Annotated in this window: 19 protein-coding genes and 2 pseudogenes; 15 read left to right on the forward strand and 6 right to left on the reverse strand. The window is 45.5% G+C overall.

Annotated features, from left to right (window positions below):
* Positions 1–170: 170 nt before the first annotated feature.
* Both ACM6JA_RS15230 and ACM6JA_RS15235 read left to right on the forward strand, forming a co-directional pair.
* Complete coding sequence (locus tag ACM6JA_RS15230) at positions 171–500, forward strand: winged helix-turn-helix transcriptional regulator (RefSeq protein WP_414852937.1); 330 nt, start codon at positions 171–173, stop codon at positions 498–500.
* A 14-nt stretch (positions 501–514) separates the two neighbouring features.
* Positions 515–1,468 carry an NADP-dependent oxidoreductase gene (locus ACM6JA_RS15235; protein WP_414852938.1) on the forward strand — a complete coding sequence of 318 codons (954 nt, stop codon included), beginning with the start codon at positions 515–517 and terminating at the stop codon, positions 1,466–1,468.
* 138 nt (positions 1,469–1,606) lie between these two features.
* Here the strand turns inward: ACM6JA_RS15235 and ACM6JA_RS15240 are convergent, their stop codons facing one another.
* From ACM6JA_RS15240 to ACM6JA_RS15250, 3 genes are all read right to left on the reverse strand, one after another.
* Complete coding sequence (locus ACM6JA_RS15240; RefSeq protein WP_173617804.1) at positions 1,607–1,762, reverse strand: hypothetical protein; 156 nt, start codon at positions 1,760–1,762, stop codon at positions 1,607–1,609.
* 252 nt (positions 1,763–2,014) lie between these two features.
* Complete coding sequence (locus ACM6JA_RS15245; protein ID WP_414852939.1) at positions 2,015–3,244, reverse strand: MFS transporter; 1,230 nt, start codon at positions 3,242–3,244, stop codon at positions 2,015–2,017.
* Between the two features lie 214 nt (positions 3,245–3,458).
* Positions 3,459–4,892, reverse strand: a complete 1,434-nt coding sequence (locus ACM6JA_RS15250; RefSeq protein WP_414852940.1) for a SulP family inorganic anion transporter — start codon at positions 4,890–4,892, stop codon at positions 3,459–3,461.
* A 194-nt stretch (positions 4,893–5,086) separates the two neighbouring features.
* On the opposite strand from ACM6JA_RS15250, the pseudogene ACM6JA_RS15255 reads away from it, so the two are divergent.
* The 7 genes and pseudogenes from ACM6JA_RS15255 to ACM6JA_RS15285 form a co-directional block, all read left to right on the forward strand.
* A pseudogene (locus ACM6JA_RS15255) lies at positions 5,087–5,302 on the forward strand (P1 family peptidase); the annotation flags it as partial.
* Between the two features lie 659 nt (positions 5,303–5,961).
* On the forward strand, positions 5,962–7,293 hold the full coding sequence (locus ACM6JA_RS15260; RefSeq protein WP_414852942.1) for a S1 family peptidase: 1,332 nt from the start codon (positions 5,962–5,964) through the stop codon (positions 7,291–7,293).
* 54 nt (positions 7,294–7,347) lie between these two features.
* Positions 7,348–7,914 carry a hypothetical protein gene (locus ACM6JA_RS15265; protein WP_414852943.1) on the forward strand — a complete coding sequence of 189 codons (567 nt, stop codon included), beginning with the start codon at positions 7,348–7,350 and terminating at the stop codon, positions 7,912–7,914.
* Positions 7,915–8,261: 347 nt separating this feature from the next.
* Positions 8,262–8,738: pseudogene (locus ACM6JA_RS15270) on the forward strand (P1 family peptidase); the annotation flags it as partial.
* Positions 8,739–8,935: 197 nt separating this feature from the next.
* Positions 8,936–10,681 carry an ABC transporter ATP-binding protein gene (locus ACM6JA_RS15275; protein ID WP_414852944.1) on the forward strand — a complete coding sequence of 582 codons (1,746 nt, stop codon included), beginning with the start codon at positions 8,936–8,938 and terminating at the stop codon, positions 10,679–10,681.
* 25 nt (positions 10,682–10,706) lie between these two features.
* Positions 10,707–11,489 (forward strand): Fe-S oxidoreductase, encoded by a 783-nt coding sequence (locus tag ACM6JA_RS15280; protein ID WP_414853135.1) that lies wholly within the window; start codon positions 10,707–10,709, stop codon positions 11,487–11,489.
* 124 nt (positions 11,490–11,613) lie between these two features.
* A complete protein-coding gene (locus tag ACM6JA_RS15285) occupies positions 11,614–13,896 on the forward strand; it encodes an EAL domain-containing protein (protein WP_414852945.1) in 2,283 nt (760 codons plus the stop codon).
* A 26-nt stretch (positions 13,897–13,922) separates the two neighbouring features.
* Here the strand turns inward: ACM6JA_RS15285 and ACM6JA_RS15290 are convergent, their stop codons facing one another.
* The 3 genes from ACM6JA_RS15290 to ACM6JA_RS15300 are packed head-to-tail and all read right to left on the reverse strand — an operon-like array spanning position 13,923 to position 18,527.
* The gene (locus ACM6JA_RS15290) at positions 13,923–14,060 is read right to left on the reverse strand and encodes a hypothetical protein (RefSeq protein ID WP_414852946.1); all 138 of its coding nucleotides are present in this window, start codon (positions 14,058–14,060) and stop codon (positions 13,923–13,925) included.
* Positions 14,061–14,067: 7 nt separating this feature from the next.
* Positions 14,068–16,926, reverse strand: coding sequence for a DEAD/DEAH box helicase (locus tag ACM6JA_RS15295; RefSeq protein WP_414852947.1), 2,859 nt, complete (start codon positions 16,924–16,926; stop codon positions 14,068–14,070).
* Positions 16,923–18,527, reverse strand: coding sequence for an SWIM zinc finger family protein (locus ACM6JA_RS15300; RefSeq protein ID WP_414852948.1), 1,605 nt, complete (start codon positions 18,525–18,527; stop codon positions 16,923–16,925). Before ACM6JA_RS15300 ends, ACM6JA_RS15295 begins: the two co-directional genes overlap by 4 nt.
* Positions 18,528–18,764: 237 nt before the next feature.
* Here ACM6JA_RS15300 and ACM6JA_RS15305 point away from each other — a divergent pair, with 237 nt between their 5' ends.
* From ACM6JA_RS15305 to ACM6JA_RS15330, 6 genes are all read left to right on the forward strand, one after another.
* The gene (locus ACM6JA_RS15305; protein ID WP_414852949.1) at positions 18,765–19,619 is read left to right on the forward strand and encodes a DMT family transporter; all 855 of its coding nucleotides are present in this window, start codon (positions 18,765–18,767) and stop codon (positions 19,617–19,619) included.
* Positions 19,620–19,720: 101 nt separating this feature from the next.
* Complete coding sequence (locus tag ACM6JA_RS15310) at positions 19,721–20,605, forward strand: YitT family protein (protein ID WP_414853136.1); 885 nt, start codon at positions 19,721–19,723, stop codon at positions 20,603–20,605.
* A gap of 159 nt (positions 20,606–20,764) precedes the next feature.
* The gene (locus ACM6JA_RS15315; RefSeq protein WP_414852950.1) at positions 20,765–21,556 is read left to right on the forward strand and encodes an IclR family transcriptional regulator; all 792 of its coding nucleotides are present in this window, start codon (positions 20,765–20,767) and stop codon (positions 21,554–21,556) included.
* Positions 21,556–22,509 carry an ABC transporter ATP-binding protein gene (locus tag ACM6JA_RS15320; protein WP_414852951.1) on the forward strand — a complete coding sequence of 318 codons (954 nt, stop codon included), beginning with the start codon at positions 21,556–21,558 and terminating at the stop codon, positions 22,507–22,509. Before ACM6JA_RS15315 ends, ACM6JA_RS15320 begins: the two co-directional genes overlap by 1 nt.
* Positions 22,510–22,520: 11 nt before the next feature.
* Complete coding sequence (locus ACM6JA_RS15325) at positions 22,521–23,516, forward strand: ABC transporter ATP-binding protein (RefSeq protein ID WP_414852952.1); 996 nt, start codon at positions 22,521–22,523, stop codon at positions 23,514–23,516.
* Positions 23,517–23,583: 67 nt separating this feature from the next.
* On the forward strand, positions 23,584–25,164 hold the full coding sequence (locus tag ACM6JA_RS15330) for an ABC transporter substrate-binding protein (protein ID WP_414852953.1): 1,581 nt from the start codon (positions 23,584–23,586) through the stop codon (positions 25,162–25,164).
* The last annotated feature ends 49 nt before the right edge of the window (positions 25,165–25,213 follow it).

A 25,213-nucleotide genomic window follows, 5' to 3' on the forward strand; every position in this document is an offset into this window, starting at 1 on the left:
CCGCCGTTGGTTTCCAAATACATCACGTGAGGAGAAAGCATCGATAAGCAAATTCGACGGTCATTATGGTTTTCAGCGAATGTTCCAAGAAGAAGTATTGCCTTATTTTCCGGCCCATATCGATTCACCGGAGCGAGTTTGACAACAGCTTCATATGAGGAGGGGAGGACATGGAAAAATACAATATCCCTGTAGAGGCAACATTGGAGGTCATTGGAGGGAAATGGAAAGTGGTGATCCTCTGCTTGTTAGCAAAAGGGACGAAGCGGACAAGCGAACTGAAACGATCAATGCCTGCCATCACGCAAAAAATGTTAACGCAGCAACTGCGCGAATTGGAAGCGGACAACATCATCACCCGCAATGTTTATCAGCAGGTTCCCCCACGCGTCGAGTATGACTTGACTGAGTACGGCAAGACACTGTCGAAGGTCCTGGATGTCATGTGTGAATGGGGAGAGAGTCACATCGAAAACCAATTGCGAAAAATAGTCGAATGAAAAGGGGAAGTTCGATGAGAGGAATTGGCATTAAGCAATACGGTGGCATCCAACAGTTAACAGAAATTGAACTGCCAACAAAACCAATCGGGCCGGACGATTTGCTCATATCGATAAAAGCGAGCGGGGTAAATCCCGTGGATTGGAAGGTGCGGGAAGGACTGTTGCAAGCAGATTTTCCTTTTGAACTGCCACTTATTTTAGGGTGGGATGCAGCGGGCACGATAACAGCTGTCGGTACGAATGTGCAGGATTTTCAAATCGGGGATGATGTCTTCTTTCGTCCAGAACTGGAAAGAGAAGGGACATACGCAGATGAAATTGTCGTTCCGGCGAATATCGTAGCCCCGATGCCACGTGGGTTGTCGTATGCTGAAGCGGCTTCGTTTCCGCTGGTCGGACTAACGGTTTGGCAAGCATTGGTGGAGGTAGGGAAGGTACAAGCGGGAGAAAAAGTCCTGGTGTTGGGGGGAAGCGGCGGGATTGGTTCTATGGCGATCCAGCTAGCAAAAGCGCTAGGTGCCTATGTGGCGACGACAACCAACTCCAAAAACAGCGATTATGTCCGTGAGCTGGGAGCAGATGAAGTCATCGTATATGATCAGGGATCACTTCACACCCCTACAGAATTTACATTCATGCTGGACACGCTGGGTGGAGCAGCATACGGAGAAGCTATAAAATTTATGAAACAGCAAGGAAGAGTGGCAGCCATTATCAGCGAGCGTGATGCCAAAAAACCTTCGTTCGCTGATGCGGTTGAGAAAGAACGAGAGCTGGATGTTACTTTTGTGTTTACGCGTCCAGATGGGGCAAACATGAATCATATCCGTGAGCTAGTGGAAGCCAAACACGTAAAGCCTTTCTTGACAGAGATATATCCATTGACCATTGAAGGGGTTCGAGATGCGCATCTCTTTAGTCAAACAGGTAGAGTGCGTGGCAAGATTGTGCTCGTCCATTCATGAGGGGGAGACATAGCACGAGTAAGTTGCGCGAATGTAACATCGGCGGGCTAGGATTGGATTTTTCAATCGAGCCCGCTGCTGTTTTCATGAAAAAGCCAGCGTGACGGTGTAAATCACCTTCGCTGGTAACCGCCAGCTTCACCTCTTGCGAATCACGGCCCCCTGCAGAACAAAGGTAATCCCTAAGATTCCTACGATAGCAAGCAGGCGAATGAAACCGTTGGAAACAAACAGATTGACACAGATCAGCCCAATAATGATCAGAACAAGCAAGATCACCGTTTTCCCCGACATGTACGTGTTCCCCTTTCCCCAAACAAAATGAGTGGTCTCGTCAAATCGAATTATCGGGTCGTTCCATGGCGTATGTAATTTGACTTCGTGGTTGTCAGAATCTTCTGTTCATCCTTTGGATACGTACTATTGTAGCGAATACAATCGTGGAAGAAAAGGCGGGATAACGTGAAAAAACTCCCATCTGTCATCGCCAGGTGTTCACCTGTACGCATGAGAGGGAGTTTTTGCTTTGTGATCGTGCTACACTCGTTACTTCGTCGCTAGCTGACGGTCCGTTGTCTGCTGCTTCAACGGCTGTCCGGACAATTGTGATCGTTTGGATCGAATCACGATGGCAGTAATCAACAGCGCAATGCCATTGATGATAAATACGAAGCGAATCGGGATGAGTCCTCCGAGAAAGCCGCCAATGATTGGCCCCATCATCGTCGCGAGCTGCGTCGAGGATTGGTTCAAGCTAAACGCTCTGCCGCGAAATTCTGGTTCCGTGACTTTTACAATCATGGCGTTGATCGACGGATAAACAGCGGCAAAAAACAGTCCGTACGCGAATCGCAAAATGCCAAATCCATACAGATTGGTGAAGAAGAATTGCAGTAAATTTCCGATCGCTCCACCCATTAAGCCGATGAACAAGATTTTTGAATAGCCGACCTTTGTACCGAGCTTTCCCCACTGTGGAGCAGCAATGACCGTCGCGATTCCTACTGCCGCAAAAATGATGCCGGAGCTGAGGGAAGCGTCTTGCTGCGAAGCGCCCAATTGCATGACATACACAGTTAATAAAGGTTCAAGAAGCATAACGGAAATCGTGACCATCAGGCTCATACCCAGTATGGACATCAACGGGCGGTTTGCTATCGCAGCGCGGAAATCTTCTCGTACACTCGAGCGGCTGCCGGAGCGGTTCAAATTCGTTTCCTTTACGAAGAAAGTTGCGATCAGCGCTGCTACAAGCACGACAAATCCTGAAAAAATGAAAGCTTCCGCGTTTCCCCATACATGACTGACGACACCGCCAACCAACGGACCGATGATTCCTCCTGTTGCACCCGAGGTCGCCATAATCCCCAGTGCGTACCCGACGTTTTTTTCTGGTGTATTCGTCGCTACCAGCGCAATGGCGGCAGGTACGTAGCCGGCTAGCAAGCCCTGGAAGATCCGTAACACAAGAAACAAATAAGGGTCTGTAATCAAATAAGTCAAAAAGTACAACAAAGCGAGGCTAAATCCAGAGCGAATCAACATAGGCTTTCGTCCATATTTGTCCGCAAGAGAGCCCCAAAATGGCGAGATGAGTGCACTTGCTAAAAACGTGATGCCAAACGAAATGCCGGACCAGGCTTCCAGATGCTCATTGACCCCCAGTGAAGTATGGAGGAAGATGGGCAGGAAAGGGATGGAGATGGAGTAGGCGGTGCTACAGAAAAATACTCCAATCCATAACACAATCAAATTACGTTTCCATGAAAATTCCATCTTTCTGTCACAACCTTTGCAGTTAAAAAGCAGGAATATTGTTACTGATCATTCTAGCACTGCATTTTACTGCTGACCAATTCGGAAATATGATCGGACTATTGCAAAAATGAAATAAGAGGAAACCTTGACTTCATTCGGACAAAGGGAAATCCCCTAACGACAAGAGATGAAGATCTTGTATCCGTTAGGGGATTTCCATGTAAACGGCAGGTTAATGTCCGGCAGGAGTACTTATACCCACACGATCAATCAGTCGCTTGCTTTCATCATTAAGTCCGGTGATGACGACGAATTTGTCCAGCTGTCTGTATTTCTCTACGACTTTCGAAATAGCCGTTACAGCTGACAAATCCCAGACGTGGGAACGAGAAAAGTCAATGATAATCTGATCGGGATCATCCTGAAAGGAAAACTGATCGACGAAGTGTGTCATCGTACCAAAGAACAGTTGACCCGTGACGGCGTACACTTTTTCGCCAGTATCGCTCTCGTAGGAGGTGGCATGCAAGCGAGCCATTCTCCAGCCGAAAATGACGGCACTTAGGATCACACCAGAAATGACCCCTTTTGCCAAATCGTGAGTAGCGACGACGACGATCACCGTCGTAATCATGACAACGGCATCCCCAAAAGGAATTTTCCGCAGATCCCGTATGGACTGCCAGTTAAACGTCCCAATCGATACCATGACCATGACACCGACGAGGGCAGCCATTGGGATTTGTTTGACGACGTCTCCAAGGACCAGTATCAGGAACAAGAGAAAAATCCCTGCAACCAAGGTGGACAGACGACCACGCCCACCTGATTTCACATTGATGACGGACTGTCCGATCATAGCACAACCAGCCATTCCGCCAAAGAATCCGGTGATGATGTTGGCGATCCCTTGGCCTTTCACTTCCGTGTTTTTGTTACTTCGTGTATCTGTCATTTCATCAAGAATGGCAGCAGTCATCAATGATTCCAGAATCCCGACCAATGCAAGTGGAAAGGAGTAAGGCAGTATGATCATGAGTGTTTCCCAGTTCAACGGGACACTAGGAAGGTGGAACATCGGTAATTGACGTGTGATTTCACCCATGTCTCCAACGGTCCGTAAATCAAGACCTGCCCAGATGGAAATGACAGTCATGACGATGATTGCTACGAGAGCAGAAGGGACTGCTTTGGTGAGACGCGGCAACAAATAAATGATCGCGAGCGTTCCAGCCAGCATGACGTACATAACCCAGGATGCCCCAATGAAATGGGGAAGCTGAGCCATAAAGATGAGAATAGCCAACGCATTGACGAAACCAATCACGACGGTATGAGGGACAAAGGTCATCAGCCTGCCGATTTTACAGGCCCCCAGTACCAGTTGCAAAATACCGGTCAGAACAGTCGCCGCAAATAAATACTCGATGCCATGCTCCTTGACCAGGGTAATCATTAATAACGCCATAGCACCAGTAGCTGCGGAAATCATGCCTGGTCTTCCTCCGACAAACGCAATGATGACTGCGATGCAAAAGGAAGCGTACAATCCAACCATTGGATCGACACCGGCAATAATAGAAAAAGCGATGGCTTCCGGAATCAAGGCAAGTGCAACCGTAATACCTGCCAGCATGTCAGCACGTACGTTGGAAAACCATTCCATTTTTAGTTGTTGAAGGTTCAAATATGTTCCTCATTTCTGTTTCGTATCGTGACTTTCCCCTTTCAGAAAAGTCGGGGCCGTTTTTCACAGTTTTTCATTATAGTAAAAAGGAGTCATCCTCGCCATCCTTTTTTAACGGAAACGGTAAAAAGGCAAAAAGATACACGACTTTCCTACCAAAAGTGCAGAGGGGACCTGGGAAACGAGAAACAGATTTGTTGAATCCGATCAATTCTGTCCAGGAGGTCAATGCTATCGCTTTAACAGGGGGCAGTGCCTATGGATTGGATGCAGCAAGTGGAGTCATGCGTTATATGGAAGAACAGGGCCAAGGCTACAATGTCGGGGTGGGCGTCGTCCTCCCCATTCCAGCTGCGGTTATTTTTGATTTATCGATCGGCGGTGCCAAGCACAAAAGGGAATGGGCGAATATTATGAGGCACTGGATACGTTATTAAACCTGCAAAAACTAAAGTTGTCCATGTAGAGCAAGTTAATACACATATAATTTATACTCGTCTTTCTGGAATTAGTGATGAAGACTCCTTAAACATTCCAAACTTTACTGTAAAAAACATTCAATGCAGTGGAATGGTTTATATGGCAAAACAAATCCTTTATCGAGATGGAAAATTTGAAGATAGGGAACAGTATTTTGAGATTTGTAAAAAATTTAGAATTAACAAAATTAATAATAATGGTTATGAAACGTATAATTGGTTTCCAATCAAACAATTCGTAAATATGGATATGATTCATCAATTATATGGAGCGGACAGTCTGTCTTAATGACAGGCTGTTTTGTTTTAGAAGCGAACGAAAATAGATCAATAGAAATGGTCAATGTGCCTATCTCTCGGTAGTCAAAGATGGGGCGACGAAACAGATATTACACATATATTAACAGAACAGGCTTAAGTGCCAGAAGGTTATGTGGCGTTTTCAATAAAAGAGATAGAAATCGTTATACCATTTGAATAAAAGAATCCATTTTAAAAAATATAACCAGTTTGACCATCATCCAAATACTGTATAATATGTAAAATAATATTGAAAAGGAGAGGGAGACGTGAATAGAATTAGAACTATTATTACTGCAACTGCTTTGGGTACTTCTTTGTTGTTAACAAACATAAGTCCAATCAATGCATATGAAAATGAAACCGCAGTAGAAATTGATGACACTAACAGATTCCGAAAGGAAATGGGTCTAGATGAATTATCAAAAAAGGACTTAGAGAATGACGAATATAAACTCTCTAAGTTCGGAGCTTATTTAACTATAGAAGAAGAACAAGACCTTGATGAAAGAATAAATCAGCAAAAAGAAAGTATTCCATCAATAAAAGCATTTATTGAAAAAAATCTTAAAGAGGAGTTTGCTGGGATATATATTGATCAAGAATCAGGCGGAGTAGTTAATATTGGATTTAAAGTCAATGCTAAAACTAATGTAGAAAAACATCTTGATGAATTGCGAGAGTTGTACGAAGAAGACAAGTTAAACATTTACTTTACAGAATACTCAGAGGATGAGCTGAACAAAATAGCTGATAATGTCTTTCAAAATAGATCAAACCTTATAGAAAAAGGGTTAGATATAGTTTCTGTTAATGTTGACTTGCCAACTCAAAAAATTAACATTGGAGTAAAAGAAAAATCATCTGCAAAAACGGCAGCAAAGCTTCTTTTGGCAGAAGTAGATGAAGAGAATGTATTAGCTGAAATGGGCTTGAATGTTGATATTTTCAATATAAAGGAAGAAGAAGCACGCAAAGCTCAGGCTCAGCCAAGTGACAAATTTAGACCAATTCAAGCTGGCTTAAGAATAAAAAATACTACAGAAGACCGAAGTTGCACTTCTGCGTTTTCAGTGCAAAAGGATAACGATTTTTATGTTTTAACTGCTGGACACTGCACAGAAAATGTTGGGGATAGATTTGAGCAAGGAGGAGCAAGGTTTGGTAAAACCGCAGATTTTAATTTCGGTGGTAGTGTGGATGTAGCACTCATCGAACTAACAAAGGGATCTGACGATGCTACTTACTATGTTTTTGGAAATTATAAATCAGAATACAATACTATTACAGAGGTTCAGAGAACAAGGGATGAAACCATTGGAGATACAGTTTGCATTTCAGGAAGTCAAATGAAAAAAGTGAAGTGTGGAACGTTGAAATCAACTAATTGGAGGGGGAATATAGAAAGCCCAAATGGAGACACACAATACTTTACTAACATGAGACAAGCTAGTTATTCAGAAGTACAAGGGGATAGCGGAGGGCCTATATTTTATGGTGGAACGGCAATAGGAGTTCATAGCGCGGATACTGGAGTTTACACACATATCAGCGAAATAGAAGATTATTTTAACATTGATTCAATTTTTACTGGTAACTAGTTGAAATAAAGTTCCCCATGAGAGATGGTTTTCTAATGGGGAATAAGAAAGGAAATGAGCACATTGAAAAAGGCTTTGACATTAATCATTGCAGCATTACTCATAACTGGATGTGCAACTACTCATGAGAAGGTTGAAAAGCAAGCATTAACAGGATACGTAACTGAAAAAGATTTTGAGAAAAAAGGTCTCTTAGTTATAGAAAATGATGAAACCAAGACAAGCGATGAGAATTTCTATGCAGCAGAGTGGTATTTCCCAAAAGAAGAAGCCGTATTCCTCGATAGCAAGGGGAATAGCATCTCGTATGATGAAATCGAACTTGGTCACACAGTATCTACATGGTCAACAACACCATCAGCGCAGTCTTATCCCAGTGGCGCAGAACTCAGTAAACTTGTAATTAATGAAGAAAGTAAAAATCCTATTAATCAAATGGATGAAAAAAGTGCGATTCAACACGCAATCAATTACTTAAAGAGCACACATAATGATGGAATCATTATTAAAAGTGCAAGTGGACAGAAAGATCATTGGCTCATAAAAGCAACCGACTATGATCATAAAGCAGATACTATTCTACAAATCAATGCACAAACAGGAGAAGTAAAAGAGCTTTAAAATTTATACCCTACTGCATCTAAAGAAAGGAGGTGATAAGATTCTCATAAAAGTGTCATTTTATAAGAATATAATATAAAAAATGATAAAACCATTATTTGCTTGGGTGATGTTAAATTATGAATACAGAACGAGGTGATACATGCGTGATGGAGAGTAATTTTATAGTTCGGCTTAATGGGGAACGTTTGTTTGACGTCCAATTCAAAGGTGCGTGCTTATAACGATTTGAACAAGATGAAGCAAAAGAAGAGGTAAGCAACTGTAAAGAATGGGTTCAAAACATCATGAATTGTGTAAAAGATGTTGATCTATTTACAGCACACAATCTCAGCATCAAAGATTTAGGTGGGCTTGGGACAGCTTCTCGCCGCCTGCCAAATGGTCTCGTCGTAGGTGCAATCGTAGCGGTGAATGCCGTAGGAGAAGTGCGGTTACCCTCCACAGGAGAAATTTTGGCAGGAGCGAGGGGAGAGGATGGCAATATCCGCGATAGCTTATCCTGGATGATCGATGCGGCAACTCCCCCGGTTCCAGCAGGGACGAACACTACCATCGCAGTGGTTGCGAGCAACGCGAATTTGAATAAAGTACAGGCGAATAAAGTCGCGCAAATGGCCCATAATGGACTCGCAAAGACGATTCATCCGGTTCACACGATGAGTGATGGAGACACGATTTTTGCCATCGCCACAGGGGGCGTGGATGCTTCAGTCAATCTCGTTGGGACACTAAGTGTAGAAGTGCTGGCGGAAGCGGTCATCAATGCGATCCTTTCTGCCAAAGGGGCGGGTGGGGTGCCTGCTTATCAAGATTTACGCTGAGTGAAATTCCGGTTTGAGCCTCTCATTCCTTTATGGATAAGGAGGTTCGAACCGTTTTTTTTCTGCAATGTGCTCCGTGAAGAAAAAAATTCCAATAAATCATCGATATAAAAGGCAAATCCATATATAATGAAAATGATTTTCAAAATCAAACACTTGATTGATGTTGTTCTTGAGAGAGAGGAGTTGGTGCTTCAATGCTTCGCAGATTTTTTTCTTACTATCGGCCTTATCGTGGATTATTCATCCTCGACTTCGCGTGTGCAGTATTCGTTGCCTTGTTGGAGTTGGGATTTCCGCTTGCAGTGAATATGGTTGTCGATCAACTACTTCCAAGCAAGGATTGGAACATGATTGTGTGGGCGTGCATTGGACTTTTGGCTTTGTATGGTCTTAACTCCGGGATGAACTATGTCGTTACGTACTGGGGACATATGCTTGGAATTAATATCGAGACGGATATGCGGAAGAAGCTGTACGACCATATTCAAAAGCTCTCTTTCCGCTTTTTCGATAATACCAAGACGGGGCATCTGCTATCTCGCCTAACGAATGACTTGATGGAGATCGGGGAGGTCGCTCACCACGGTCCGGAAGATTTGTTTATCGCCGTGATGACGCTGATCGGTGCTTTTCTCCTGATGTTCAATATTAATGAAGAAATGGCGCTACTTACGTTTTTGGTGATTCCGCTCTTGATATTCTTCGTCGTTCACTTCAACGGTAAAATGACGAGAGCGTTCCATCGTTTGTACGGCGACATGGCGGATTTCAACGCACGTGTTGAGGACAACGTAGGCGGAATGCGTGTCGTACAAGCTTTTTCCAACGAGCAATTTGAAAACAAAAGATTCGCAGAGAACAACCAGCGTTTTCGGATTACCAAGCTGTTGTCCTACAAAATCATGGCCCAAAATATTTCCGTCAGTTACGTGCTAATGCGTTTAGTCAATTTGTTTGTCCTGATTTGCGGCAGCTGGTTTGTTATTCAAGGTGCACTGACTTACGGTGAATTTGTCGCTTTCTTGCTGTTAACGAATGTATTTTTCCGTCCATTGGAGAAAATTAATGCGATTATTGAGAGCTATCCAAAAGGGATTGCCGGCTTCAAGCGCTACATCGAAATCATGGACACAGCACCGGATATTGCGGATGCTCCAGATGCGATCCAGGTAGAGTCGTTGAAGGGCGATATCTCGTACAAGAATGTTTCGTTTAGCTACGACCAAGAGTCTTCTGTTTTGCAAAACATTGATTTGAACATCCGGGCGGGCGAGACAATTGCGTTTGTAGGCCCTTCTGGAGCAGGAAAAACCACGTTGTGCAGCCTCTTGCCGAGATTTTATGAGATCGACGGGGGCAGCATCACCATTGATGGAATGGATATTCGCGAAATCACGTTAGCGTCATTGCGCAGCCAAATCGGGATCGTTCAGCAAGATGTGTTCCTCTTTTCAGGGACGATTCGCGAAAATATCGTGTACGGAAAACTAAACGCTTCTGAGGAAGAGATCTGGGAGGCAGCGCGTCTGGCTAAACTAGAAGAGTTTATCCGTTCTCAGCCTGCTGGTCTGGAGACGGTCATTGGTGAACGCGGAGTCAAATTGTCTGGTGGTCAAAAACAAAGACTGGCGATTGCGCGCATGTTCTTGAAAAACCCACCGATCCTGATTTTGGATGAAGCTACTTCTGCACTCGATACCGAAACGGAGGCGGCGATCCAGCAGTCCTTGCAGGAATTGTCCAAAGGCCGTACGACATTGGTGATCGCCCACAGATTGGCTACCATTAAAAATGCAGACCGAATCATCGTTGTAACGGAACAAGGCATTACGGAGCAAGGCAGTCATGATCAGCTCTTGGCTCGTGAAGGCATCTATAGCAGATTGTATAAAGCACAGTTCGGCACGTACCTCGACCAGTCAAACAGCGTTTTTTCTTGATATTGAATAGAGAGGTGAGATCGTGATGCAAGAATGGGATGACGATTTTATCGCACAACGGTTTGATATTTCTTCAAAACCGAGACCCAATGCCTTATTTTCCATGAAGGCTAGAGATTTAGTAGACCCAACACATATGAATGAGCTCGTACAAATTTATGCTCCGCTAATCAAGGCACATGAGCTGACTGCTGCTGGTACTTACATCAGCAGTTGGCTCACGAGCCCTTCACTCGGTCTTTTGTACATGATCTCTGTTTGGAACCGTGCACTTACCATGACTCTGGATAATATGACGATTGAATTGTTTTACGAGGATGATTATCCGCAATTCGTCTTTGTGATCCCGGTGTATGAGATCGTAGAAGCACCTACCAGCGATGCAGAGCGCGCAATCTGGCTGAAGGAATGCTATCGTGCGTATTTCCAAGACTTCTTGCACCCGTTGCTCACGACTCTTGCAAAGGTAACGGGAAACCCCGAAGCGATGCTCTGGGGACAGTTCCCGACCAAGTTCAATTACTATACGGATGCTTTTGTAGCGTTGGTAGAACAGGATAGAATCAAGCAACAAGTGAAGGCTGATTACGATGTCCTCTGTAATCAGCTGGAAGGCGAGAGCTTTGGATTGCAAAAAAATCCATTTCGCGTGGGTGTGCGCTGGATCGAAGATATGCGTGATCCTCAAGCGAAAGTTCGCATCAAGAATCAATGCTGTTTGTACTATAAGACGGGGGAGCAAAAGTATTGCTATACCTGTCCGCGGATAAAAGAAGAAGAACGCGCTCTGATGAGAATTCGCGCGTAGTTGACCCCTCCCATTGTGGAGGGTTTTTTCTATACACCGTAGACGTATGGACATGTGCTAGCCTCTTCCTATAAAGTAGAGTTAGGGGTAAAGTTGGAAAAATCAGAATGATTTCCAGGAAGGCGTGGTTCGTATACAGACAATGAACCAAAAGGAACTGGATCGCTACGTTCGAGATTTTCATCAAGCGGTTGTCAATCAGCAGCTTAGCCTTTATTATCAACCACTCTACGACCTGAGAACAGGCAAAATAATCGGAGCAGAAGCTCTGGTAAGATGGAACCATCATCAAAGAGGGCTACTGCCCCCGGATTGGATATTTTTATTAGCGGAAAAAAGCGGTTTGATTCTTTTGGTAGAGGAATGGGTGATCAGAACGGCTTGCAAGCAGAACAAAGCTTGGCAGGACGCTGGACTACCACCTCTTGTGACATGTGTGAATCTGTCATCCTATACCTTTGAATCGGACCAGTTGGGTAGCAGGATTCAAGCGATCTTAGACGAGACGAACATGCAGCCTCACTATTTGGAGCTGGAATTTACCGAGGATTCTGCCAGAGATGGGGAGCGTACCATCGAGATTTTAGCAGAATTAAAAAGGATCGGGGTAAAAATCAGCTTGGATGATTTTGGGAAGGGCTATAGCAGCATTCAACATCTATCCCGCTTTGCCATGAACAAACTAAAAATCGATCAATCCTGTGTAAGTGAATGCATGAGCGATGTCACACAGGCGACCGTTATCAAAACCGTCATGGCGATGGCACGAAGTCTGGGCGTGCAAGTAACGGCAGAAGGTGTTGAGACGCAAGAGCAACTGGATTTTCTTTGGCAGCTTGGTTGTGATTCTGCTCAAGGATTTTGGTTTAGTGAGCCCATGCCTGCCGAAGACTTGGCTCGTGTTTTGAAGCGTGAGGAAAGGTTTAGGAACAGTGCATTTCTACTACTCAATGGTGGACAGCACCGAGCTTTTGATACATACGAAGTGGATCAGAGTGAGCGAGGAGACGTTCTTCGCAAGCAACAAGGAATGACATTTGCTTTTCGGAAACAGGGAGATGCATTCGTTCATACGCTGTGCGAAGGAGAGATGCTTTTTCGCATGGGGTTGACACCGGAACAAGTGATTGGACAAGATTTGCTGAATATGATCCCGGCTGAAGAGATTCCACGCAAAATGGAATCGTATGAGCGAGCGTGGAGCGGGGAGCAAAACGTGTATTACGAAGGCAGTGTCAATGGGATTCGCTATCTGGCTGCTTTTCGTCCGATCTTTTCCGATGGTCGTGTGAAGGAAGTCATTGCTTCTTGTGTCGACATTACTGAGCTAAAAAAAGCACAAGAAGCAGAACGTGTGAGCGAATCGCCCTATCGATTGATTGCAGAAAACTTGTCTGATATTATCGTGATCATCAATAGTCAGGGGATCATTACGTATATTTCACCATCCGTTCAATCCGTTCTGGAGATCGCTCCTGATGAAGTAGTGAATCGCCACCTGCTAGCTGTACTGCCACTGGAAACGGGTAGGCTTGTTATGCAAACGATTCGTCAGATCACGGTGGAGAAGCAGCCTCGTCTCATTACATTTACTTGCCCGGACCGGAATGGCAAAAAAATCACGCTAGAGGCAAAAGGCACCCCGGTGATTCATGAAGAACATGAGCCGAACCAAGTCATATTTATCATTCGAAATCACACGAAGCACGTGCAAACAGAAGAGTTTTTACAAAAGATAGACAAGCTATCCGTCATTGGGCAAATGGCTGCCGGGGTTGCACACGAAATACGAAACCCGGTAACTTCCATCAAAGGCTTCGTCCAATTGCTCCGTCGAGACCAATGGAAGAGGGAATACTTTGATATTATGCAGGCTGAATTTCACCAATTAGAGAGTGTCCTGCGAGAATACGTCTTTTTATCAAGAGAATGCACAGAACCGTACGAACCAAAAAATCTAGTGAATTTGCTGCGAGAGGTTACACGATTGATGCAAGTAAAGCTAGAGCGTCATCATCTGGTGCTAGATGTCAAGGAAGTGGAAGGAACCACGATTTTGTGCGATCAGAATCAAATTCAGCAGCTTTTTATGAATCTTCTGTCAAACGCCGTTGACTCGATGCCAGATGGTGGGACGATTCAGATCGTGGCTTGGCGTAAAGAAAACGAGCAAGTGATGATTAGAATCATTGATCAAGGCTGCGGTATGGCGGAAGAACGGCTGAAACGACTAGGGGAGCCTTTTTATAGCACAAAGGAAAAAGGGACCGGGCTAGGACTCATGATTTGTTATAAAATCATTCAAGCACACGACGGGTATATCCATTTTTCGAGTACCCCGCATAAAGGTACGACAGTGGAGGTTTCCTTTCCACTAGAAAAATCAAACCCAAGGCTCGATCCATAACGTGATCAGGCCTTGGGTTTTCATACTTACTCTTTCTTTGTTTGGTTATCGGAAAATTGTTCTTGAACAGCTTCCAAAAAACGCAGCCATGCCTCGGGCAGCTTGGGTTCTTCTGTAGGGCGGCGCATAGTGGAATTGCTGTCGTTTTGTTGCACTGGCTCCATTCTCCATCTATCCTTTCGTGTCTAGCCAATCATGGCGCAGGGTGAACAAGTCCCGCAGCTCTTCCGTTGATAGCTCCGTGATCCAGCTTTCGCCCGCCCCGACAATTTGCTGGCTCAACGATAGCTTTCTCTCCATCATTTCATCAATTCGTTCTTCAATTGTCCCGAGCGAGATGAATTTATAGACGTGAACATTGCGCTGCTGTCCTATGCGATGAGCACGGTCAGTGGCCTGATTTTCTACCGCAGGATTCCACCAGCGATCTACGTGAATGACGTGGTTGGCTTCCGTCAAGTTCAAGCCGGTTCCACCCGCACGCAAGGAAAGAATGAAGACAGCCCCGCGTTCATCGTCCGGAAGTGTCGAGTCTTGAAAACGAGCGATCATCTCATCGCGTTTTTCTTTCTTCGTGGACCCATTTAGGAAGTAGACAGGTCCATAGCCTTCTCGCGTCAGCACCCGTTGGAGCAAATTGCCCATTTCGATATATTGGGTAAAAATCAGACAACGCTCTTTCTTTTGGCGAATATCCTCCAACAATTCCAGCAGTCTTTCCAATTTGTGCGAGCGACTGGCTTCATCTGTTGTTGAGATTTCATTCAAAATGAGGGCAGGGTGGTCACACAATTGTTTGAGACGTGTCAGTGTCGTCAGAATCAGACCGCGCCGCTCCATGGGAGAGGCTTTTTCCATACGATCAAACATATCTTGAATCGCTGTCTCATAAAGTGCGCCTTGCTCGGTAGTCAGCGGTACATATTCCTTACTCTCATTCTTGTCTGGCAAGTCGAGCTGAATGTTCGGATCGGTTTTCACACGACGGAGCAGGAAAGGCTGAATGAGTCGTTGCACCTGATTGATGAGGTGTTGGTCTTGGTCGCGTTCGATGGGGTGGACAAAACGCTGGGTAAATTCCCCGAGACTTCCCAAGTAGCCAGGATTCAAGAAATCAAAAATGGACCAGAGCTCACTCAGACGATTTTCGATCGGAGTGCCTGTGAGAGCGATCCGGTGCCATGCTTTCAAATCGCGCACAGCAGATGCTTGCTTTGTATAGGCGTTTTTAATATTTTGCGCCTCGTCGAGACAAATCGTATCCCAAGTAACCATTCCTAGCTCTTGCTCATCTAAATGGGACAGGGCGTAGGAGGTAATGACTAGATCCGCTCCCTTGATCGCTGGCAAGAACGCCTCCTTCTTTTGACGATCATTGCCATAGTGAATCATTACTTGAAGAGAGGGGGCGAAGCGCTTCAGCTCTTTTTGCCAGTTGCCTATGACGGAGGTCGGACAGATTAAGAGAGAAGGAGTACTGGCTGGGCCATGTTGTTTGACATGAAGCAGGTACGTAATAAATTGAACCGTTTTCCCCAATCCCATGTCATCGGCCAGACAAGCTCCCAACCCAAAGCGGCGTAAAAAGAACAACCACGAACTGCCCTCCAGCTGATAATTTCGCAACGTCCCGTGAAAAGTAGATGGCTGCTCCATAATCGGGATGCGCTTCGTTTCTTGCAATTGATTCAACAGTTCTCGCAAATGCTGGTTTAGCTGAACTTCAACCGTTAGAGAAGTGTCGAAATCGAACTCATCATCGGGTAGCTCCTCAAGCTCCACAGTAGGGGCGAGGTGCATTCTCATGACGTCACGTAGGGACAAGCCGTTTTTCGCTTGGTTTTTCTTGAGCGCTTCCTGCAGCTGCAAGAATAGATCGGGCGTCAATTGTACCCAATGCCCGCGAATTTTCAGCAGGCGTTGCTTTTGTTTAATGAGTTCCTCAAATTCCTCTTCGCTGAGCTCCACAGGTCCCAAGGCGAGCTTCCATTCAAAATCCATGAGCTGGGAGACACCTAGGAAGGACTGTCTGCTAGCCCCGACAGAGGTTGTAATCTTGGCTTTTAGCTTCGGTTTTACCCGGCGTACTTGTTCCCACCATGCTGGCAGAAAGACGTGAATACCGGCTTGCACCAACTGCAAACTGCTCGACGTTAAAAAGATCCATGCTTGCTCGTTCGTCAGTCGGGTGAGAAAACGGCTTTGATTCTCCCGAGTGTCTTTTTGCCACGGGAGAATCTCTTTGCATTTGGCAAGGTCCGTGAGAAAACGATTCCAGTGCTCACGCCAGTCAGCGGGGATGCGAGCGGTGGCTGCTCCCTCAGCCGTCAACTGGTGTGGCTCAATGAGAAATATCTGATCTGGCTCTTCACGATTCTGCAAATACACTTGGAGTTGCCAGTCATTGGGATGCTCCTCGGCCTCGACGATTTGCAAGCATGTGCGAAACGGTGTCGTATCTGGCAGCCAGCCTATCGATTGCAACCATTCCTGTTCCTGAAGGTGTGGAGAAAGATCGGCGCCCATGACGTACAGAGCCGGGAATTGCGTCAATAGCTGCTCCCACTTTCGTCCAATCTCACCAGCGCCTTGCGAGGATTCCTCCACGACGAGCGAAAGCCACTTGTGTCCGTACTCCGGAAAATCGCCAGGAGTATGCAGGGCTCTCCAGCCTATTTGTCCTTTTTTCCAGGAAGAAAAATCAGGGGCAATGGAGGCTTGTGCGAGCGTATTCCGGATCATTTTCGCTACATGCGTAAATTGTTCAAATGGCGTGCTGGATGAATAGGTCCGATGCAAAAGCCACTGGGGGGAGACGAAAAAGGAGAGGGCCTTTGCAGGACTGAGCAGTACGCCTTGCTCGTTTTTGTCCAGGAAGGTTCCGTAATAGGATGACTCATCCCACGCAAACAGTGTTCCTGCCAATTCTTCTGGATCGACCACTGCTCCTTGCGTGTCTTTGCCAGTAATCAAGAATTGTCCGTCTGCCAAAAGCTCTCCGTCTAGAACCAATGTAGTGACGGTATTCATAAGTTGAAATTTCCTCTCCTTAGCTCTTCTTGAAAAGCACGTAATCGATTATGTTTGACAGATAATTGTTCCACGTATCGTTCCCAGCGCGTATCTTGGTTTGCTCTGTTGTAAATGGTCCTTACCTTTTTCATGAGCTTGATCGCTTCTTTGTAGGCCGTTCGATTACGTTCCGAAATAAGTCTGTTCACCTCACGCAAATAAAAAGGGAAGAGCAGAGTTGGCTCGGCTTCCTCGATTTCTTTCACCTGCACGATCGAAATATCTACCATGGGCACTTGAAACGACATTTGCAAATCAATCCATTGCTGAAACTGTCGTTCTTCATATAAATAGGCGGCATATTCGTGATAACTGCTCGGTAAGAACTGCTTTAGCTTGGCGCCGCACTCGGCTGATCGTCCCACTTGCTCCATCGCTTCCTGCCAAATGGCGATAACGAGTCGGTATTGTTGTGTCTCGGCTTGACCGATTAAGGACGTCAACGAAGCAGTCCAATCCAGAAATCGCTGCCATTCTCCATTGCGAGCGAATGATTTCATATAGGACAAGTAGAAGGAGAGGTTCAAACGGCTCATTCTTTTCCAGATTTGTAGAGCAGCTTCGTCCTCCTTTTCCATCACATGAAAGTGGGCACGGAGCAGTAGCCCTTTTTCCTTTTCGGCGGCAGAACTGTTTTCATCGTTGATAAGCTGATCCAGTACATGGATCTCCTCTTGCATCCACTCCGGCTTCTTCAATAGCATCCACCATAACATTTGATAGGCGAAAATCCAGTAGAGGGAAGTGGCTTCGTTTTCTTTCAATTGCTTTGTCAGTTGAAGTGTATCTACGATGGCATCCTGGTGGTCAGTCAAGAGAGCTGGGATATCCGCGAAGTACAACGTCCCTTCTAATTGATCCAATAGCCGCTCGGCTGTCTGAACCAAATCCAGAAACCAGTATGATTGTCGGTACGTTTTGACGTATTGTGTAAGCTTCATGAGATGAAACAGATTGGCATGAATGACAAAGAGTTGTGCCCGATCCTTCGGCCACGAGGCAGCAACACTTAGCACATTTTGATAGCTCGATAATAACTCAGAGGAAGCTCGATACGATTCCATGGCCGCAAACAGGTTACGTGTCCAGCTCTCAAAAAATGCCCACCATTCTTTGACGGAGCTGTTCGCGGTAAGCGGAGAGGAAACAGACGCTGTATCCTGCTGAGCAGGAGCGGTATGACTGTATTTATAAGCAGGAATCAGCAGATGAGGAGAAAAAGTAGCTCGTCTTGGTTGTTGGGAGCGGGTCAAAAATGTACGAGGATTCTCGAACACACTGTACATCTGAAAAAAAGTAGCCGCAATATGCTTGCAAATGCGCGAATAAGGGCAGGTACAGGTACTATTTTGAACCGTTTCCATATCGAGGCGAACACGATACACCTCGGAACCTTGAACATCACTCGTTAAATATTGGCCTTGTTCTACGCGTGTATTGAAGACGACGCCATCAGAAAAGTACGTATAGCCCCGTTCAATGATGTGTCCTTCGACGGCAATTAGGATTTGCTCGCCTACCTGTATCGCTTGTTCCCGAGTCAACTCTCTTTGCAACATGTAGTCAGATCCTCCGAACGAAGTGTCATCCCTCCATTATAACCCAAAATGCGGAGAATGGAAAAAGATGCGTGTGTTCGCAGCATCAATAAAATGGTCAGGGCCATAAGCAGAAACAATGCTTAATTTTTGCGAGGACTGGGTGTATACTGTACACGTCGAATGAAAAGCAACTAAACGCAATGTGTTTTATTGCCTTTGGTTGTTTTTGTACAACAAGAGAAAGAAGGGGCACACATGCTATCGATTTCGATTCTGCTCGTATTATCGTCAGGTCTTGCGCACGCAGTCTGGAACCTGTTCACGAAAAAAAGTGAGAACAAAATGGCGTTTCTTTGGTTGATTACATTGCCAACAACCGTGATCCTCTTGCCTATTCTCATTTGGGAATTAATGCACGTACAACTGACATGGTCTTTGGTTCTTTTTCTGTTTATGTCCTTTTTCTTTCAAGGATGCTATACCTTATTGGTTTCAAAGGCGTATACATACGGGGATATCTCACAGGTTTACCCTATCATGAGGGGGACGGGGACACTTCTCATTCCGTTTTTTAGCGCCATTTTCTTTCAAGAGTATTTATCTGTACCGGGATGGCTGGGGGTCATTTGCATCGTGATCGGAGTCTTCGCCATTAGTGGGGTGATTGGCACAGATCGTCAGGCTCAACCAGTGAATCCGCTCGCCCTGCGATACGCTTTTGCTGTTGGACTATGCATTACAGGGTACACGTTAACCGACAAGCAAATCGTACAACAATTATCTCCATTCGCTTTATTGGAAATAACGAACTTTGCCTGTCTGATTGTCGCTGGGGGCTTCGTTTGGAAGAAGGGACTCATCCGCAGTGAGTGGCAAAAAAACTGGCGAACGATTGTACTCGGTGCAGTCCTTTCACCAGGTTCGTATTTGTTGTTTTTGTTTGCCATGACATTGGCACCACTGGCAGCTATTGCGCCCATTCGTGAGGTAAGTACGGTTTTTGGTACGCTGCTTGGGGTTTTTTTACTAAAGGAGCGCCAACGCGTTTGGCGTTTGTCCATGTCTTTGATGATCACGATTGGCATTATTTCCATTGCCGTTTGGGGCTAAAGGATGATAAAGAGTCGGTTGGGAGAAATCCTGGCTGGCTATTTTTTTTGCTACCAGGGAAAGATGAAGTGGTAAGAAAAAAACGGCTAAGGATGATCAAAATGGATGCAAAAGCAATTGCTCCGATCACTCATAAGCGGACGAAAAAAAGAAGGATCGCAATAAGAGCTCTCGTAATCATCATTGGAGCTTTGTTGGTGGCAGTCGGACTGGAAATCTTTCTGGTCCCAAACAACATCATTGACGGTGGTGTAACCGGTGTTTCCATTATGGCCTCAAAGCTGACAGGAGGCCCACTCGGATTATTTTTATTCCTGCTGAACCTGCCCTTTTTACTTATTGGCTACAAGCAAATTGGCAAGACATTTGCCATCTCTACGCTGTTCGGTGTCGTCGTGATGTCATTGGGAACGAGCTACCTTCATCATGTCCCTAGCTTGACGGACGATTTGCTTCTCTCGGCTGTTTTTGGTGGGATTATCATCGGAATCGGTGTGGGACTCGTCATTCGCGCGGGCGGCTCCTTGGATGGAACGGAAATTGTTGCGATCCTGATGACGAGGAAAAGTCCGTTTTCGGTCGGCGAAATGGTCATGTTTTTTAACATTTTTATTTTAGGCAGTGCCGGTTTCATTTTTGGGTGGGACCGGGCCATGTACTCGTTAATTGCTTACTACATTGCTTATAAAATGATCGATATTACCATGGTCGGGCTCGAACAATCCAGATCAGTATGGATCATCAGTGATTATCCAGTCGAAATTGGCGATGCGTTAACCGCGAGACTGGGGCGGGGAATAACCTATTTGAATGGAGAAGGTGGCTACTCCGGAGATGTCAAAAAAGTCATCTTCTGTGTCATCACCCGATTGGAAGAAGCGAAGCTAAAATCCATCGTGGAGGAAATCGATTCCGCTGCATTTTTAGCAATCGGTCATATTCACAATGTTTCTGGTGGACGGTTTAAGAAAAAGAATATTCACTAAAACCTTATGTACAAATTACCCCTGAGCCAGTAGGTAAAACAACCTAATTGCTAAGGGGTAAAAATGTATTGACGAAAATAACTGAATTCATTTAATATTGTGTCATGCCAAAATACAAAATAACGTTCCGTATTTTGGGACAATTGAATGGTGATGAAAATGGACAAAACAGAAAAAACGGCAAACCGAAGTGTGTTAAAAACGCTAGAGTTTCTAGAATATTTTATCCAAAACAGTGAATTAAGCCTGGCTGAGCTTGTCGAGTTGTCAGATATGCCGAAGAGTACGGTGTTTCGAATTCTTCAGACGCTCGAAATGCGCGGCTTTGTCTCCAAAACGACCACTCATAATCCGCCTAAATACCAATTGGGATTGAAGCTGCTGGAGTTTGGGAACATTGTTGCCCAACGGCTGGAGATCAGGAAAATTGCGCTCCCGTATATGCAGCAGCTACGGGATACGGTGGATGAGGCAGTCAACTTGATTATTCGTGATCAAGACGTAGGGGTTTACATCGAAAAAGTCGATACCCGTCAGTATGTTCGTGTATATACGCAGGTTGGTAGAAAATCACCGTTGTACGCAGGGGCATGCCCGCGCATTTTACTTTCATTTCTGCCGGATCATGAGATCGAAGAATTGTTGAACCGGGTAGACATGAAGAAAATCTCACCAGACACAAATATAGACAAAGATCTACTATGGCAATGGATTCACGATGCACGTGAAAACGGCTATACAGTAAGCTACGGTGAATTGGAGCCAGATTCCGCAGCAATTGCTGTACCTATTCGAGATTTTACGGGACAAGTAATTGCTGGCTTGAGCTTGGCTGGAGCTACATCACGCTTTCAGCTCGATCGATTGGGGTATTTGGTACAGGAGACAAAAGCAGTAGCGAATGAAATCATGAGCAAGCTGGGCTATTCAGATGCAAAGGCGGGACTTTGATGCTGGAAATCAAAAATCTTCAGACGAGATTCCGAACCGATAATGGAGAAATTACCGTTTTAGATGGAGTTAGTTTTCAAATCAACAAAGGTGAGACGATTGGAGTAGTAGGGGAGTCGGGGTGTGGGAAAAGTGTCACCTCTCTATCCATCATGGGGCTTCTGCCGAGAACCGCGCGAATTACCGGAGGAGAGATCCTGTACAACGGTGAAAATCTGGTTGCCTTTTCCAAAAATCAGATGAGGAAGGTACGAGGAAAAGAGATCGCGATGATTTTTCAAGAACCGATGACCTCACTGAATCCGGTTTATACAATCGGGGCGCAGATCATGGAGCTCGTCTTGAATCATACAAGTATGAACAAAAAACAAGCCAAAGAGCATGCGATCCAAATGCTGAAGCTGGTCGGGATTCCGAGAGCGGAAGAAATCGTTGATGAGTATCCGCATCAGCTATCTGGCGGGATGAGGCAGCGTGTGATGATCGCGATGGCGATGTCCTGTAGTCCATCTCTATTGGTTGCAGATGAGCCTACGACCGCACTAGACGTGACCATTCAGGCGCAGATTCTTGACCTGATGAGAGAGCTACAGCAGAAGAGCGAGATGACCATCATGCTGATCACGCACGATCTTGGTGTGGTAGCAGAGATGTGTGATCGGGTGGTCGTCATGTATGCAGGGCAAGTCGTCGAGGAAGCCGAGGTAGAGAAGCTATTTGCTACTCCAAAGCATCCGTACACGGTTGGTTTGTTGGGCTCGATCCCGGATATGGACACAGAACAGGAGTACTTGTTTACGATTGGCGGGACCGTTCCGAGTCCAGGTCAGATGCCCGCAGGATGCCGTTTTGCTGAACGATGCCAGAAGGCTATTGACAAATGCTACGAGCAAGCTCCACCGTTGTTCGATCTGAATGATGGTACAAAAAGCAGATGCTGGCTGTATGAGTAAGCGGAAAGGACGTGAATCTTTTGGAAAAATCAGAATGTAATCCCTTGCTTGAGGTGAGAGGGTTAAAAAAATACTTTCCGATTCGCAGTGGATTATTGAAAAAGGTAACGAATCACGTCAAAGCTGTTGACGATCTCTCTTTTACCGTTGCAACGGGGGAGACGCTCGGAATTGTAGGTGAATCCGGTTGCGGGAAATCAACCACAGGCAGAGCCATTCTACGATTGCTCGAGCCTACGGGTGGCGAAGTGATTTTTCAAGGAGAGAATTTAGCGGCACTTTCCCCAAATGAGATGAGGATGAAGCGAAAGGATTTGCAAATCATTTTCCAAGACCCGTTCGCATCCCTCAATCCGCGAATGACAGTTGGGGAGATCATTGAAGAGCCGATGATCATATTCGAACTGTATGAAACGTCAAAAGAACGCAAGGAAAAAGTAGCGGAATTGATGCGGGTGGTCGGTCTGAAATCGGAAAATTCGGAACGTTTCCCTCATGAGTTTAGTGGTGGTCAGCGACAGCGGATCGGCATTGCACGTGCGCTAGCGCTTAATCCCAAGCTGATTGTGGCAGATGAGCCAGTATCTGCGCTCGATGTATCGATTCAATCCCAGGTATTGAACCTGATGAGAGATTTGCAAAAGCAATACGGACTCACTTACATATTCATCTCTCACAACTTGAGCGTCGTGAAGCATTTTTGCGACAGGATCGGCGTGATGTATTTGGGACGGATGGTTGAGCTGGCACCCAAAAATGCGCTATATGAAGAGCCGCTGCATCCTTATACGCGCTCATTACTGTCCGCAGTTCCGATTGCCAAGCCAAAAACGAAGCGTGAGCGCATCATCTTGACTGGAGATGTACCGAGTCCTGCGAATCCTCCGAGTGGCTGCACGTTTCATACGCGTTGTCCGGATTGTATGGAAATTTGCAAAACGGACAAGCCCGAATTTCAATCGATGGGCGATGGCCGGTATGTTGCCTGTCATTTGTATAACCAATAGGAACAAATGACGGCTATCATATTTTTTCAACATGAATTCCAGAACGAAAAGAAAAGGGGGACTTGTTTTGAAAAAGAAGGTAGGTATTACCGCTTGCTCCGCATTACTCGTGCTAGCTGCTGCTTTGGGCGGATGTTCGAGTAAGCCGGCTGACACTAGCACACAGGCAAATCCGCAATCTAAGACAGAAGCGAAAGCTCCTGCAAAAAATGAACTTACACTTGGTGTGAATGGAGACCCGCACTCTTGGGATCCGATTGATACGTTTTTGCTTGATTGGAGTACTGTAGCAACATCTGTATTTGAAGGCTTAGTCGAGCGTACCACTGACTTGAAAATCCAGCCAGGACTCGCTGAATCGTGGGAGTTCAAGGATGACAAGACACTTCAATTTAAACTTCGTCATGGAGTTACCTTCCACAACGGCGAGCCATTCAACGCGGAAGCAGTGAAATTTACATTTGATCGCCTGCTTGGTGAAGAAGGGAAAAAAGGACCACAGCAAGCGAACTATGCTTCGATTGACCGTGTAGAAGTGGTAGACGAGTTTACAATCAACATGATTCTCAAGGAAAAAGATCCTGTACTCATTACAAAGCTGGCAGGTTATGGCGCTGTGATCGTTCCGCCTAAGTATTACAAGGAAAAAGGGGACGAGTACTTTAACACGCATCCAGTAGGTACGGGTCCTTTTAAAATGGATAGCTATGAAAAAGATAACAAGGTTGTCCTGGTGAAAAATGAAAACTATTGGAAGCAAGGTCAACCGAAGCTGGAAAAAGTAACGTTCCGTTTTATTCCAGAAGCGACTACACGTCTAGCTGAAATGCAAACAGGTGCCATCGACATTATGAAAAAAGTCGAGATTAGCCAAACAGAATCCATCAAGGGCATGTCTGATCTTGAACTGATGCAAGTCGGGTCGCCAACCGTTTATTCGATTCGTTTCAATACATCGATGAAGCCAGTCGACAATGTAAAAGTCCGTGAAGCGATTGCTTACGCGATTGATGCAGACTTGATTATCGAAACGCTGCTCGGCGGATATGGTAAGCGTGTCAATTCATTCCAAAGCGATATGTCTTTCGGCTATGATCCTAACCTGCCATTACGTAATTATGATCCAGAAAAAGCAAAACAACTGCTCGCAGAAGCAGGTGTGAAGGAAGGAACTGAGCTTGATCTCTTCCTCCCTGGTACAGATGCTACGTTTAAAGAGGTAGCGCAAGCGATCGAAATGCAATTAGGCCAAGTCGGTCTCAAGGTGAAGCTGAATCTGGTGGACGCCTCCACATTTACTTCTGACCTCATTCCGAACGGAAAAGCAGGACATATGTACCGGAATGGCTGGGGTGGATGGACGCTCGACTTTGATAATACTGCCTATCTGATGTATCACAAAGGCGAGTTCTGGAACCCTGATTTCTATGACGAAAAAGTAGAGGAGCTCCTGAAAGCAGAACGCTCCACGTTTGACCAAGAAAAGCGTCTGACAGCATTTAAAGAGCTGAATCAACGTCTGTATGAGCTAGTCCCAGATGTACCGCTCTATCAATCGATCAACCTGTGGGCTGTAAACAAGCGAGTAAAAGGCTTCCAACCTCCGACAGATGAACGTATCGATTTGCGCGAAGCATCGGTTGAATAAAGTATGTTTTGAACAGGGGAGTAGAAGATGTCTCTTCTATTCCCTTCAT

It is taken from the genome of Brevibacillus sp. IT-7CA2 (assembly GCF_949767855.1).
Taxonomy (GTDB): Bacteria; Bacillota; Bacilli; order Brevibacillales; family Brevibacillaceae; genus Brevibacillus.